The sequence below is a fragment of the Paenibacillus agaridevorans genome (assembly GCF_003112455.1).
Taxonomy (GTDB): Bacteria; Bacillota; Bacilli; order Paenibacillales; family Paenibacillaceae; genus Pristimantibacillus; species Pristimantibacillus agaridevorans.
The window spans coordinates 7,249-21,849 of sequence record NZ_BDQX01000383.1; the positions used below are offsets into that span (position 1 = coordinate 7,249).

Sequence of the window (14,601 nt, forward strand, 5' to 3'; positions counted from 1 at the left end):
GGTTTCCGGCTAGATCGACGCCTCGGGCCAGCCATACTTTAAAACCGGGATTCTTTTCCGGAATCACCTTGGCGTCGGTCGCAAAGTAACGCATCGTATAGCCGCAGCGTCGATAAGGACTTGTGTTGGGCGCCGCGCCGTGAATAATACGAGAATCGTGCAGCGAGCATTCGCCCGGCTCAAGTTCGAAATAAACCGCCTTCTCGGGATCCACGTTTTTTATTTCCGTCTCGAAGATGTTCTGAGCCCCGTCGACATCCTCGTAATCCGAGAAGCCGTTGCTGTGAGAGCCCGGAATAACGCGCATGCAGCCATTCTCCTTGTTGCTCGGATCGATCGCCAGCCATACGGTCACGATCTTGTCGAAGCGGCTCAATCTTCCCTTCCAGTATGCAGAATCTTCATGCCATGGCGTCTGCTTTCCGACCAAAGGCTCCTTGCAAATGAAATGGCTTGACCAAAGTCCAATATTCGGGCCGATGATCGGCTCTACCAAATCCAGCACTTCTTCGCTGAGAAGGAACTTCAGCAATCTCTCGTCGCGAAAGTGCGGCGTGTCCAGCTCGCTGTTGAGCTTTCTTCCGACCAACTCCCATTGCTCCTCGAAAATGTCGCTAAGCTCTTTCATTTTCTCCGGTCCGAATAGCTGCTTTTTATGAAGCAAATATCCGTTTTCCCGGTAATAGGCCGCTTCTTGTTCAGAAATAACCGCGTGACTCATGGCATTCCCTCCGTTTAATCCATCATTGTCCCTGCAAGATGATCTTATCAGAGGGAAGGGGCCCCAATCTTATGGTTCGTTCGGCAAAAGTACGCTTTTTTTCGGATGTTAGCCAAGATTGATCGCACGGATTTGCTCCAGCGGCACCTTCGGCTTGCGGTCCTCCGTCAGCAGGCCGTTAATTTCCTGCTGCACGTCGGTCACCTGCGTATAACAATATCCGCAAATATAATCGACGGACTTGATCGCTTGCGTAAGCCCTTTAAATCGCTCCATAAACGCTTCCACTGACGCCACTTGCTCTCCATAGCCCCAGCCCTTATCCGACTGGAACGCGATGCCGCCGAATTCGCTGATGATAATGGGCTGCCCCCGGTAGCTGTAACCTTTGGCGAGGGCATACTTCCATTGGTTGCAGGTCGTCTCGCCCGACACGATTGCGTCCTTGTTGTCCCGATAACGCTGCAGAAATCCTTCGCCGGTCGCGACATAATCGTGCAGCGTCACGATATCCGAGACGGTATGCTCCCAGCCGTCGTTTACGATGACAGGACGATGCGGATCGAACGACTTGGTGAGATGGTAGATGCCCTCGGTAAACTTCTGCTGCCTCTCGTCGCGAAGAATATTTCCGATGCCCCACGACTCGTTAAACGGTACCCACGTAATGATGCTGGGATGATTATGCTGCTGCTTGACGATCTCGAGCCATTCCTTCGTAAACGCATTTACCGCTCGATCGTGGAATTCGAAGGTCGCCGCCATCTCCGACCAGACGAGAAGTCCCTTCACGTCGCACCAATACAGGAAACGGGCATCCTCGATCTTCATATGCTTGCGCACGCCGTTGTAGCCCATCTCCATGATCAGGTCGATGTCCTCGATCAACGCTTCTTCGTTTGGCGGCGTCAGATGGCTGTCCGTCCAATAACCTTGGTCCAAAATAAGACGTTGATAGATCGGCGTATTATTAAGCAGCACCTTGCCGTTCTCGATTGAAATCTTGCGCATGCCGAAATAAGAGAGCGCCCGGTCGACGACCCGTCCTCCCGATGTCAGGACGAACTCCACGTCGTACAAGTTCGGACGGGCGGGCGTCCAATACGCCCGCTTCCACGGCCCGGTCGCCTCGTGGTTAAGATCGACCTCCACGGAGAGACAGGGACGGTCGATTCCCAGCGCGACCCGCTTGACGGGCCGGCCCTTAAACGTGACGATCGCTTCCAGCAGCAGATCGTCGCCGCCTGCCGCAACACCGTTAACCTCGTAATCGAACCGTACGATATGACGATCGAGATCCGGCGTTATTTTGACCGCGTCCAACCGCTTCTCCTCCACATACTCCATCCAAACGGTCTGCCAAATGCCCGTGGTCTGAACGTAAAAACATTCGAAGTTGTCCGGGGTCCAGCGCTGCTTGCCCCTGGGCTGGTAGCAGCTGTCGCTGTCCGTTACCTTGACCGTAATCCGGTTGTCGGCGCCGAACGCCAAATATGGCGTCATATCGATCGAGAAAGCCGCGTAGCCGCCCTGATGACCGCCGGCCAGTTCGCCGTTCACCCATACTTTCGCTTCGTAGTCCACGGCCTGGAAATGCAGAATCGCCCGTTTCCCCGCCGCCTCCGCCGGAACGGCGATCATCCTGCTATACCAAACCTGAGGATGAAAGGTCTCGATCCCGATGCCGCTCGCCTTGGTTTCGTAAGTAAACGGCACGGTAATCCGGTGAGTTGCCTCGAACGTCTCCTGCCACTTCTCCTTCTCGCCAACATTGGCGTCGTCGAAGCGGAAGTCCCAATCGCCGTTAAGATTAAGCCAATCGCCGCGCACGAGTTGAGGTCTTGGATAGTCTTTTATATACGATTTCGTCGTCATGGCGCGCCTCCTACACTTTCGCTTGGAATACTGCCGCATAGACGGAGGACGGCCGCAGCGGAACGCCGCTTTGCCACTCCGCCGCCGGAACGACCCGGTCGCGGCACAAAATGTTCTCCGGCTCGAAGACGCTGTTGATGGCGTCATAGCTATCGCCGGTAATTTCGTACAGCACCGTCTCTTCAGCCGCGTCGAAACCAGCAAGATCAAGCACGGCATTGACTTCTTCCAGCCCGCGGTTCACGATAAATACCGTAACCGTATCGCCCGCTCCGCTAACGCCTGCCGCGACATCCAGCTCCGGCAGCGCGTCCAGCGCGACCGGCGTTTTCTTTAAGGCCGGAACGGCGAACGTGTCGCTTTCTGTCCGCACGGGAAGCATATGACGCAATCCGCGGTTCGCATACAGCTTCAAGACCTCGTAAGTCGGCGTCCCGTATACGTCAAGCGGTCTTCCGCTCCAGCCGGACTGCTTGCCGCAATATTGGTCGGCATAATAATCGCCTACCCGGATGCAGCCCCCAAGCCAGCCGTTAACCAGATCGGAGAAGCTGCCGATGTGCACCATGTCGCTTCCGCGCAGCATCTCGTTGAGGTTGGCCGCGTTAGCCACTGCCGCGCCCAGCGTATGTTCGTTCGGCAGTCCCTTGCGAATGGTGTTCGGGTAATACATCGTGTTGTATTCCGTAACGGCGATTTTTACGTGGGCGTGCTTTGGATTCGCCTTGATGCTCTTCGTCGTCTCCCGCACGTAATGCCGGGTGAATTCGGGAAAGGCGGAGATCGCCTTATACCGGTCCTCCGCAGGCGTGTCGCGGTTCATGCCAAACGGTCCGTACCCGTGGTAGATGTGCAGAGTCAGATAATCGATCCGTTCGCCGGCTTGCTCGAGCACCGGCTTGTTCCACTCCTGATCGTAATGGCCGCAAGCGAGCAGCGCGATCGACGGATCGGCCGCCTTCATCGCCTCGGCGAACGATACGGTGCGCGCGGCGAACTCCTCGGCTGTGCAGGTTCCGACCTGCCATTGTCCCCACACCTCGTTGCCGATTTCCCAATACTTGACGCCGTACGGCTCGGGATGGCCGTTCGCGGCGCGCAGGGCGCCCATCGGCGTGTCGGCGTCGCCGTTGCAATATTGAATCCATTCCGCCGCTTCCTGCGGCGTCCCGGATCCGTCGTTGACGGAGATGAGAGGCTCTACGCCCAGCTCCCGGCAAAAGGCGATAAATTCGTCCGTGCCGAAATATTTGCTCGTCCAGCCGCCCCATGCTTCGTTGTACATAACCGGCCGCTCCAGGACGGGACCGATGCCGTGTTCCCAGTGGTACGCGCTGATGTAGTTGCCCGAAAGCCGCATCATGCCGGCGTTCAGATCCCTCGTCATGTCGATGACCTCGCGCTTCACCATGGCGATGCTGTCCGCTGCAAGCAGGGACACGTGGTCGAGCCACAGCATGCCGGTCGACACGTGATCCGTCCACCGGGGATGATCCGCCGGGATATAGACGCGAAGCTCGGCATCGGCGCAGGCGCGGGAGACGGACAGGCTCGTTTCGTATTCCCGCCAGTTATGGCTGGTTAATGCAATAGACACCCGACCCAGCGTTTCCCCTGTACGACGGTCCGCCGCTTCCACGATAAGCTCTTTTAATTCGACGGATGCCCGAGCGACGACCTTAACCGTGTAATCCGCAGGTCCCTTGAGAGCCGCCTTCTGCGCGATGCCGGCATACGCTTCGTCGTCGCTCATCGCGCGGATGCGCTGCGCTCGCCCCGAATGCTTGGGTGCGGGCGCCTCCAGCGCGTATTTGGTGCCTCGGCCGTTCGTATAGGCATACCAGCTACCGGAAATTTCCCGTTTCGTTTCGGATTCGCTTTCGAAATCCATATCCTTGAGCGGGAAGGCCAGCATAGCTTCCATATGGTCGCGGATGTCCTCGACAAAGTGCCCGAACAGGTACGGGTTGACGGCATGTTCGCTTGCTCCGCCGCAATCGACTGTTATTTTCGCGTTTTTATTCACAACGGACCTCCAATGAAACGTTAATTATAATGTGCATTCAAACTATACTTCGTGATCAAAAGCGGACTTTTTGAACAACCTTTTATCCTTTGATGGAGCCGATCATGACGCCTTTGACAAAATGCTTCTGCACGAAGGGATACATGATCAGCACGGGCAGGCTGGACACGATGATGACTGCAAATTTAATGCTTTCCGCGAGCAAAATTTGTTTCTCCAGACCGACGCTGCCGCCGTCGATTTGAGCCGATTGGCTGATCAGCAAGATTTCGCGGAGCACGAGCTGCAACGGATATTTGGCCTCGTCGCGGATATATATCAGCGCGTTGAAAAACGAATTCCAATGTCCGACCGCGTAGAACAACACCATAACGGCCAGGATGGGCTTCGATAGCGGAAGGATGATGCTTACGAGCAATCTCCAATTGCTGCAGCCGTCCATATGGGCCGCCTCCTGCAGCTCCCAAGGGATGCTGGATTGGAAGTATGTCCGCATGACGATCAGATTGTAAGTGGCGATAGCGCCCGGCACGATCAGCGCCCACATCGTGTCGACCATCCCGAGATCCCGGACCAGCAAATAAACCGGGATAAGTCCGCCGCCGAAAAACATCGTCAGCGTAATCAGAACCATAATGCCGTTGCGCAAAGGCAGATCGGGTCTCGACAACGGGTATGCCGCGAGGGTCGTCAACACGATGTTAATGATGGTGCCGACGACGGTATACAGAATCGAGTTGCCGTAGCCGCTCCAGATCTTGTCGTTTTTCAAGATATTGGCGTACGCCTCGATGTTGGCTCCTTTCGGCAGCAGCCATACTTGTCCGTTCAATACCTTGGACGGATCGCTAAACGAAGCGCTGACCGTGAACAGGAGCGGATACAAAACAATGACCATAATGACCGCTGCTATGACATACAAGATGATGTCGAACAGCTTTTCATCCGACGGTTTTGACTTCACTTGCACCTTTTCCATAGCGACTCCTCCTTTACCATAAGCTCGTCTCCGACGTCTTGCGAGCGAACCTGTTGACCAGCAGCAGCAGGATGAGGTTGATGACCGAGTTAAACAGACCGATCGCCGCCGTATAGCTGTATTCGCCCTTCAAGATGCCCGTCGTGTAGACGAACGTGGAGATGACGTCGCTGGATTCCAGGTTCAGGTTGTTTTGCATAAGCAAAATTTTCTCGAAGCCGACGTTCATAAAGTGGCCGACATCGAGTATAAGCAAAATGACGATGACCGGAATAATGCCCGGCAGCGACACATGCCAGATGCGGCGGAGCCGCGAGGCGCCGTCCATCTTGGCCGCCTCGTACAGCTGAGGGTTTACCCCGCTGAGGGCGGCGATGTAGATAATGGACTGCCACCCCATGCTCTGCCAAATGTTCGAGCCGATGTAGACCGGCTTGAACCAGCCGGCGCTCTCCATAAATCGAATCGGCGTTCCGCCGAACAGCTCGATCATTTGGTTGATCGGACCCGCCGTAGGCGAAAGCAGCGCCTGCAGGATGCCTACAATGACGACCACGGAGATGAAATGCGGAATGTACGTAATATTTTGCAGAAGCTTGCTAAATGTCCTGCTCCGAATCTCATTAACGATCAGCGCCAGCAGAATCGGAATCGGGAAAGCGATCAGCAAAGACAACAGATTAATGGATAACGTATTCCACAGCAACCGCCAAAAGTAATACGAGTCGAAGAAGCGTTCGAAATGGATAAAACCTACCCATGGACTATCCATTATGCCTTTGGCCGGGTTGAAGTTTTTAAAAGCGATTTGCAGGCCGTACAGTGGCCCGTAATGGAAGATCAAATAGAAGGCGAGCGGCAGCAGCAGCATGAGGTACAGATCATACCGCTTTGCCATTTTCTTTAACAGCCCCGCGCCTTTCTTGTTGCGGGCGGGTGCAGGGGCGGCCCCCGCGCTTTCCATCATGCTGTTCATGGGCAACCCCTCCTTCTCCGTATAACGTCCGATTTATTTGTCCATCTTGTCATAGGCTTCCTGGTAAAGCTTCTCGAGCTCGGCAACGTTCATCTTTTCTAGCGTGGATTGGAATTCGCCCCACTTGTCGAAGCTGAGCGCCCCAACGATGAACTTCGTGCTTTGTTCTTCGATATATTTGTCGATGTCGTTGCGCAAAATATTGACCTGCTGAGCGGTCGCCTCGTCGAACATCGGCGAAGCATAGCGGATTTCCGGCAGATACGGCTCCAGCGCTTCGAACGCTTCTTGCACTTGAGGCGGGTTGATAAACGACGCTACTTTATCGCTGATGATGTGAGGCGCGCCCCCGCCCGCATATGGCGTAATTTTCGCTTGGGCTTCCGCGACGGCAAGCAATTCCTCCTTGTAATAAGGAATGCCGTCCTTCATTTCGTAATGCTCGCCTTCCCGGCCGAAGCGCAGCAACGTGGAGCCTTCGTCGCTGTAGAAGTAATCGATCCAACGCATCGTTGCTTCCGGATGTTTGTTGACCGATGTGATGGCGAATGCGCCGTAATCGCGCGGCACCGGCAAGATCTGGCTGTGCAAGCGGTCTCCGTGCGGACCTTCCGGCGGCGCGATGCCCACATATTGATCCTGGATCGAGAGAAAGTTGTTGTTCGTCTGGTCGAAGAAATAGCCCGTGTTGCCCGTTCCTTGCTTGGCGAGAAATTGCGCTTCCGTATGGGAGAAAATTTCCTGGTCGATCAGCTTCTCCTTATACAGCTTGTTCAAATACATAAGCAGTTCCTTATGACGATCGTTGCCGCTCCAAATATCCACCTTGTCGTCTTCGAGGTTGATGTTGTAGCCGAGCTGCGAATCCAGTCCGAAAGCCCCCGCCATTTGGTTGACGATCGGCATGCCGACCCGCGCCGTCAACGGAATTTCGTCCGCTTGCCCGTTTCCGTTCATGTCGCTGTCGCGGAAGGCCGTCAGCACGTTGTACAGATCATCCGTCGTTGTCGGCACATTCAGGCCCAGCTTATCCAGCCACGACTGGTTGATCCACCGTTTGTCGGTCCGCGCGGAGCCGAGCGTTACGATACCTGGAATGGCGTAGATATGACCCTCCGGCGTCGTGATGCCAGCGCGGATCTCCGGATACTGCTCCATGAGGCTCTTTAGATTAGGGGCATATTCCTCAATCAGGCCTTCCAGCGGAATCAGTTGTCCCGCCGTTCCGTAGCGGATCGACTCGAGCTGCGACAGCCCGGAACGGAATATGGCGTCCGGCAGCTCGTTGGATGCGAACAGCAGGTTCTTCTTCTCCGCGAAGCCGTCTGTCGGCGTCTCGATGAACTCTACTTTGATATTGCTCAGCTTCTCGTAATCCTGGAATACAGGCATATCTTTGAAAGGCCCGTTTACAGGCGCGACGCGAGTGAACATCTTCAGCGTGATCGGCGTCTCGACGATCGGGAACCCGTCCGTCTTTACGCCGCCTTCAGACGAATTCGACCCATTGGCGCCTCCCGGATTGCCTCCGTTGCCGCCATTGCCGTTGTCGCCGCTGTTCCCGTTGCTGCAGCCTGATGCGATCAATCCGGTGACGATCATCGTCGCAAGCGCGTATTTCCCCCATTGTTTGCGCATGTACATAAACCTCCAGTATATCGATTCACCGATCATTGTAAGCGTTTGCCGTCGGTGTTTCCCCATTATAAGTCACTGCCAATGACGGCAAATTACACATATATGACTATTTACTCTACATATTTTACGGCTTCGTTCCAGGTCCGCCTCCGAGACTGTTGCAATACGCCTGCGGCGTCATGCCCGTCGCCTCCTTAAACACCTTGAAAAAATAATTATGCGTGGAAAAGCCCGCTTGATCGCTGATCTGCTTAATGGAATATTGACCGCTCTCCAGCAGCCTTCGTGCCGCGTCGACCCGCACGCGGTTCACGTATTCGGAAAACGTCGACTGCGTCTCATCCTTAAAGATCCGACTCAGATAGGATGCGTTCAGTCCAATGACGCTCGCAGCCAGCTCCAGCGTCACGCTGCCCGAATACTTTTCCAAAATGAAGCCGATCGCCTGCGACACATGGCGGGAATAAGTGCCCGTCGCATGGCGCTCCTTGAGCAGCCGCAGCAAGACGCCATAAAACGATTGCATCCACTCCTCCAGTTCGCCAACGCTGCCGAGCCAGTTCAACTCGCTTCGCGAGGGCAGGCGATCCCCTTCCGCCGCTCCGGATGGGGACGGAACTCCTTTTTTCAACGCTTTGTCGCCGATATGCAGCAGCTCGCTGACGATCATCTGCACCGCATGCGAATGCAGCGGCAACGAGCGGATCCGCTCGAACACGGAGGCGATCAAGCGCTGCGCGCCTTGGCCGTCCAGCCTCTCGATGGCGAGCAGCAGTTGCTTCTGCTCCTCGATCGTGAGCGCGACGCGATGTTCCCGCTTCCCGCTTCCCGTCTCGAAGCTGGCGGATGCGGCGCTCGCGTCGAGGGCCTTCTCAGCGGAAGCGTAGCTCGCCCCGAGCTTCGACAGACTGCCGCATACGTGTCCGACCGCATAGATCGACTTCAAATTCAGATACATCTCCAGCGCATGGCGAAGTTTGCTCATGCTTCTGGCCGCTTCGGTTGCGGCTGCATTTTCGCTGCGCTCCCGGAAGGCGAACAAGACGATGATTCGCCCCTCCTCCACGTAAGCGGCCGTACGCTCACGGACATCGCCGAGACTCTGCTGCATGAGATCGACGGCCTGCTGGACCATCCGGTTCGTCTGAACGTCGGTATTGGATTCCGTCAGCAGCAAGAAGGGGACGATCTGCAGCACCGCCGTCGTATACAAAGCCGCCTTCGCATACATGCCATGCCGCACTGCGATTGCTTCCAGCTCTGCTGCGGCTTCGGCTTTGCCTCTTACCAAATCCGCGATGTGGCCTCGGATCGCTTCCGGACGGAACGGAGGCGATTGCCCGGATGAAGTGCCGTTATCCTTCGTTGCGTTTGCGGCTTCGGCCGCCCGCTTCTCCCGAACCGCCTTCCCGAGCAGAGCGAGCAGCGTTTCACCGTCGAGCCTGTGCTTAAGCAAATAATCGACCGAACCGTTTTTCAAACAATCACGAACGTAATCGTAATCATCGTAGCTGCTTAGCATAATGGTCTGAACCGCGGGATAACTCTGCTTGATCATACGGTTAAGATCCACGCCGTTCATCCCCGGCATGTTGACGTCAATGACGGCGACATCAGGCGGGGATTGCTGAATCATAGCCAGTGCCGTCTCTCCATTTTGGGCTTCGCCGCATATATCGAATCCATGCGCGCGGAAATCCAATAAGGAACGAAGGTCGTTGCGTGCAAGCGGCTCGTCGTCTACCAACAGTACCCGATACATCATCTAGCTCACCTCTTGTTCGGAGCCCGCCGGGCCCCGCAGATTGGGAATCCGAATTTCGACCTTTGTATATAAGCCCGGTTCGCTGTACAGTTTAATTCCGTATGGTTCGTCGAACGAACGTACGATTCTCTCGTGCACGTTGCGCACGCCCATGCCGCTGAATCGGGAGGACGTCGTCTTCGTCCCCTGCCCGCCCAGAAGCAGCTCCATCTGCTCCGAGGTCATTCCTTTGCCGTTGTCCGTCACTTCGATCATGAGATCGCGATGCTCCTCGTACACCCGGATCGTCACGAAGCCGCCCTGCTCCCGCGATCCGATTCCATGCAGAATCGCGTTCTCCACGATCGGCTGAAGCGTCAGCTTCAGCATCCGGCTATCCAGCAAGGACGGGTCCCCGATTTCCTCGTGAACGACGATCGGCTCCATATATTTGTATTTGACGATGGAAATGAAGCTTCGCACGTAGTCCAGCTCCTCCCGCACCGTCAAATATTCATTCGAGTTGCCCAGTACGCCCCTCATCAGATCGATCAGCGAGCCGGATACCTCCTCGATATTGGGCGCCCCGTTCAGCTTGGCCAAATATTTGATGGTGTTGAGCGAATTGTATAGAAAATGAGGGCGGATTTGCGCCTGAAGCGCCGTCAGTTCAGCCTCTCGCTTCTCTTTTTCGCTCACGCGAATCCCTTCGAGCAGCCGCTTAAGTTCCTCCACCATGCCGATGAAAACATGGTACAGTTGCCCCACTTCATCTTTGGTTTTAATCTCTTTTTTCGGAAACGTCAGATTGCCGTCCTTGACCAGCATCATCATGGCTTTCAATCGGCGAATATTGATCGTGATGCGGGACGACACCTGCAAGGAGCCGATTAGAACGACGATAAGGACGATAACCGATACTTCCAGCATCAAGTTCCGCAGTTGGGTCGACTCGCTAAGCAGAGAGTCCAGCGGTATAAGCGCCAGCGTCGACCAGCCTGTATGGTCGGACTGCCGGCTGACCACGATAAAGGACCGGCCGTCAATCACCTTCTCCACAACGTCGCCTTTGCCCGCGAGTTCTCTTTTCAAGTCGATAATCTTCTGGTCGGAAGGAGCGAACGAAGGCGTCTGGTCAGGGCGGTACACGAATCCATTTTGCTGATCCAGCACGTACAGCATACTGTCGGCGGTCGGCTTAACGCCGTACGTTTTCCGGATAAAATCGTAACGCAGATCGACCATAACCACGCCGATCGTTTCGCGGTTATAGCGGATCTCGCGCCCTACCGTAATCGTCTCCGCGACGCCCGTCTGCTTTAAATACGCATGACGCGATCCATTGCGCAGCATGTATTCCATCGTCGGCGTTCCAAGGATCGTACTGTCCAGCCATGGCCCCCCGGAGAAAAACACCTTTCCGTTCAAGCCGACGACGGCGATCCGGGAAATGTAAGGTTTGTATGTGATTAAGGACGACAGAAACTCCTCGATTCGCTTCTGCTCCTGGAACCATTCGTGGCTGATCTCCACCGACGGGCTGATCAACGTATCGATGACGGTGTTTTTGTTGATGACGACGACCATATTCAGCCGATCGATCTCCTCCAGCATGATGTTCAGGGATTCGTCCGCCTGGCGGATGCTGTCCGACACCGAGGTCACCGCGTTGGACTTGATCGTGTCGCGCATGTTGACGTACACGATGCCGGTTATGGAAAGAATGGAGAGCAGCGCGACGAGACTGAACGCAAGAAATATTTTCCCTTGAATGCTTAAGCTGGGCGATATCCATCGCCTGAGAGTGGACAGCTTCATTGCGGACAACTCCTTTTCACGGAGAAATGCAATCGCTTACAATTTGATTTCGATTGAATTTGCTAAGCTTGGGCTTTCCTTAAAGTTAGAGGGGATTGCTTGAAATAGATTTTGAAAGCCCTCGTAAACGTATAAAGGTTGGGATAGCCGAGCGACAGACCGATCTCCGTCACCGTGGCATCGGTATCGATCAAGAGCCGCCTGGCCTTCTCCATGCGGATCATCTGCAAGTACTTCATCGGCGGCATACCCGTCCGGGCCGTAAACACCTGGGTAAAATACGAACGGTGCACCCCCGCGAAATCCGCGACCTGCTGAACCGTAATGCCTTCCGAAGCGTGCAGCTCCATATACTCTTCGCATTCGCGGATCCAGCCCGCCAGTTCTTGGATCTGTTGATCCTGCTCCCGGGGCATGAGGGACGCCAATAACCCGCACAAGAGGCCTTGCAGTTCAAGCGCCGCGGCCGGGTGCCACCTTTGAACCCGCTCCATCGCTTCAATCGCGCAGTTAACGGCAGCCGCTCCTTGCGGAGTTATAGCTTCTGCGCGGAAGGGCCTTTCCTCCGTAAGCCCCGCCAGCGCAAGCAGCGGCTTTACCCGTTCACCGTCCATGGCCAGCCAGCTCATCTCGAGCTCCCGCTCCGCGGGAAGCATATCGTAAAAGTACGTGCGATCCGGGAATAGACAGAAGATGTCGCCCTTTCGAAGCTCGATCTGCCGGCCCTCGTACTCCAGGCGAAGCCTGCCCTCCCTCACGAAGTGAAGACTGTAGCACTCGATTCTTTTGGGTCCGACTTTATAATGGGGCTTGGCCAGGCATCTTCCCGCCCGAACAGGCCATAGACCGCCCGCCTTGTCGAGCTCGCCCGGCGTGTAATAAATAAAGTCCGCGTACTCGTAATCGTATTCCCGCACCTCCGACGCCACCTTTCATCCATATAACAAAATGACAATAATATTACCATTCTCTATTTCGCCATTAGTACGGTTAAAATAGGATAGAAACCTATAATATTACGAATTTTTAAATCCGTAAACCTAACATAATGATATTTCCAAATCCACAAAAAGACACTTACGTTGGAATTGCCGCCTTTCGCAGCCGTTTTCCCGCAAGTGCCTCTTCAGTGACCGACTCTCGCTAGACAGTCAGCTCACATAACGGTTAATAACTTCAACTAATAAATCATTAAGCAGCTTAACTTCGTATTCGCCCACCGCCGGCTCCAGGTGATCGCCTCCGATCCCGCTGTCATCGGTCAGGAACAGATAGGTTCCGCCTGTCGCAACGGCCATGAACCGCAGCAAATACTCCGTATCCGCATTTACGCCGCTCGAAGCGACCGGAATGATGCGAATGCCTTTTTCCGAAGCATCTTCGATAAGCCTGTGCACCTCTTCGATGACTTGGGCATCCTCGTGCGGCGGAGCATCCAGCACCAGAAACAGCAAGCGCGCCCGGGCCTCCTCGCTCCAGTCGTGCTTATGAATACCATCCCTGAGCGCCTGGTCGACGGCTTCCGGATAATCGCCTCCGCCTCTCGCATTCTGCTCGCTGAACTGGTCGATCACCTCATTTATATTCGTCGTAAAAGGATAAGGCCTCGTAATATATTCGTCCCCTGCATCCCGGTAAAAGTTGGCGCTGACCCTGATCCCCAGCTGATTGGCATGTTCGTCCGCCACCCGTTCCACGACGTCCTTAAGCTCAGCTTCCAAATAATCCAGCTCATCCTTCATCGAACCCGTCGTATCAACGACAAACATCAGATCAACCTTCTCGGACGGCTCCGTCCCTGGCACCCCAGACCCCAAATCCACCTTGACGCTGCCCTGTCTCGTTATGTCCAGCCCCTGCGTCGTTTTCTGTTCCTGTCCGAAGCTGACTTGCACATTGTAGGCATTGCTGGTCTTTAAAGCGCGTTGCTCGTACAGCCCTGCATAGACATACGCGATGCCGTCCGTATTGGTCCTCGCCTGCCAGACCGCCTGGTTGTCGGCTTGCAGGACGACCTCCGCATCGGATACGGCTCTGCCGTTAGCCGAGACAATTACCTCCAGCCGATGAAATTGCCAAAAGCCCCAGAAGCGTTTGCTGCTGTCGCCCTCCTGGCTGTTAAGCAGATTGTTGAAGCCTTCCCATGCCGCCAAGTCATCCCACTCTCCCGCGGTCAGCTGCCCGGCCTGAATCTTCTGTTTCGGATTGGTGTAAACTCCGTTGCGTTCAACTATTTCTTTTTTCGGCTCGGAAGAAGTGGGGCTCCTGTCCGATTCCCCTAAAGCCTCTCGAGGAGCGTTCCCGCTGTTCCCCTTTTCGGCAGACGCAGCGTTTGACGCGCCTTCCGTGCTTCGGCTGCCCGCGTTATTGTCCGCGCCGGAACACGCGCTCAAGACAATAACCATCGCAAGCAGCACTCCCGCCAGTCCACGCAGCCGCGATTGCCGCCCCTTTTTTGGCCCCTTCGACGAATACGCTCTCATCATTGCCACAACCCCCTTATGTGTATATACTCCTCTAACGTCCAGGGATTGGCATATGTTGCTAGGTCAGGCTATTATTCGCAAAACGCCCCAACCCATCCGCGCCCCCTTGTACTCGCTTTTTCATACACATATGCTCGCCCCCGCCAGTCCGCACGGTATTGTACTCGCTTTTTCATACACATATGCTCGCCCCCGCCTGTCAGAGCTACTTTGAACGCTGCTGCCCGAGAAAATCGGGTTACAGCTCCGCGCAGAGTTACTTTGAGCGCTGCAACCCGAAAAAAGAGACTGTCGATTAAATAACCCTCAGACTATCCCGCATCGTGTTTTTTGTATTT

Annotated in this window: 10 protein-coding genes; all 10 read right to left on the reverse strand. The window is 55.1% G+C overall.

Going from position 1 to position 14,601, the window contains the following annotated elements:
• Positions 1–721, reverse strand: a 721-nt coding sequence (locus PAT3040_RS29390; RefSeq protein WP_108995482.1) for a phytanoyl-CoA dioxygenase family protein, incomplete at its 3' end; no start/stop codon positions are given.
• Positions 722–829: 108 nt separating this feature from the next.
• A complete protein-coding gene (locus PAT3040_RS29395; RefSeq protein WP_108995483.1) occupies positions 830–2,596 on the reverse strand; it encodes a glycoside hydrolase family 2 protein in 1,767 nt (588 codons plus the stop codon).
• Positions 2,597–2,606: 10 nt separating this feature from the next.
• Complete coding sequence (locus PAT3040_RS29400; protein WP_108995484.1) at positions 2,607–4,622, reverse strand: alpha-L-arabinofuranosidase family protein; 2,016 nt, start codon at positions 4,620–4,622, stop codon at positions 2,607–2,609.
• 82 nt (positions 4,623–4,704) lie between these two features.
• Positions 4,705–5,601 carry a carbohydrate ABC transporter permease gene (locus tag PAT3040_RS29405; RefSeq protein WP_108995485.1) on the reverse strand — a complete coding sequence of 299 codons (897 nt, stop codon included), beginning with the start codon at positions 5,599–5,601 and terminating at the stop codon, positions 4,705–4,707.
• Between the two features lie 13 nt (positions 5,602–5,614).
• Complete coding sequence (locus PAT3040_RS29410) at positions 5,615–6,577, reverse strand: ABC transporter permease (RefSeq protein WP_108995486.1); 963 nt, start codon at positions 6,575–6,577, stop codon at positions 5,615–5,617.
• Positions 6,578–6,610: 33 nt separating this feature from the next.
• Entirely contained in the window at positions 6,611–8,215 is a 1,605-nt protein-coding gene (locus PAT3040_RS29415) for an extracellular solute-binding protein (protein WP_108995487.1), read from the reverse strand.
• A 124-nt stretch (positions 8,216–8,339) separates the two neighbouring features.
• Positions 8,340–9,977 carry a response regulator gene (locus tag PAT3040_RS29420; RefSeq protein WP_108995490.1) on the reverse strand — a complete coding sequence of 546 codons (1,638 nt, stop codon included), beginning with the start codon at positions 9,975–9,977 and terminating at the stop codon, positions 8,340–8,342.
• Between the two features lie 3 nt (positions 9,978–9,980).
• Complete coding sequence (locus tag PAT3040_RS29425; RefSeq protein WP_108995488.1) at positions 9,981–11,777, reverse strand: cache domain-containing sensor histidine kinase; 1,797 nt, start codon at positions 11,775–11,777, stop codon at positions 9,981–9,983.
• A gap of 62 nt (positions 11,778–11,839) precedes the next feature.
• A complete protein-coding gene (locus PAT3040_RS29430) occupies positions 11,840–12,694 on the reverse strand; it encodes an AraC family transcriptional regulator (protein WP_087569115.1) in 855 nt (284 codons plus the stop codon).
• A 234-nt stretch (positions 12,695–12,928) separates the two neighbouring features.
• Positions 12,929–14,263 carry a vWA domain-containing protein gene (locus PAT3040_RS29435; RefSeq protein WP_108995489.1) on the reverse strand — a complete coding sequence of 445 codons (1,335 nt, stop codon included), beginning with the start codon at positions 14,261–14,263 and terminating at the stop codon, positions 12,929–12,931.
• Positions 14,264–14,601: the final 338 nt, after the last annotated feature.

Bases quoted from the DNA above. Each gene is read 5' to 3' on its own strand.
- PAT3040_RS29410 (WP_108995486.1), bottom strand. From the start codon at position 6,577: ATGAACAGCATGATGGAAAGCGCGGGGGCCGCCCCTGCACCCGCCCGC.
- PAT3040_RS29425 (WP_108995488.1), bottom strand. From the start codon at position 11,777: ATGAAGCTGTCCACTCTCAGGCGATGGATATCGCCCAGCTTAAGCATT.
- PAT3040_RS29415 (WP_108995487.1), bottom strand. From the start codon at position 8,215: ATGCGCAAACAATGGGGGAAATACGCGCTTGCGACGATGATCGTCACC.
- PAT3040_RS29435 (WP_108995489.1), bottom strand. From the start codon at position 14,263: ATGATGAGAGCGTATTCGTCGAAGGGGCCAAAAAAGGGGCGGCAATCG.
- PAT3040_RS29395 (WP_108995483.1), bottom strand. From the start codon at position 2,596: ATGACGACGAAATCGTATATAAAAGACTATCCAAGACCTCAACTCGTG.
- PAT3040_RS29405 (WP_108995485.1), bottom strand. From the start codon at position 5,601: ATGGAAAAGGTGCAAGTGAAGTCAAAACCGTCGGATGAAAAGCTGTTC.
- PAT3040_RS29420 (WP_108995490.1), bottom strand. From the start codon at position 9,977: ATGTATCGGGTACTGTTGGTAGACGACGAGCCGCTTGCACGCAACGAC.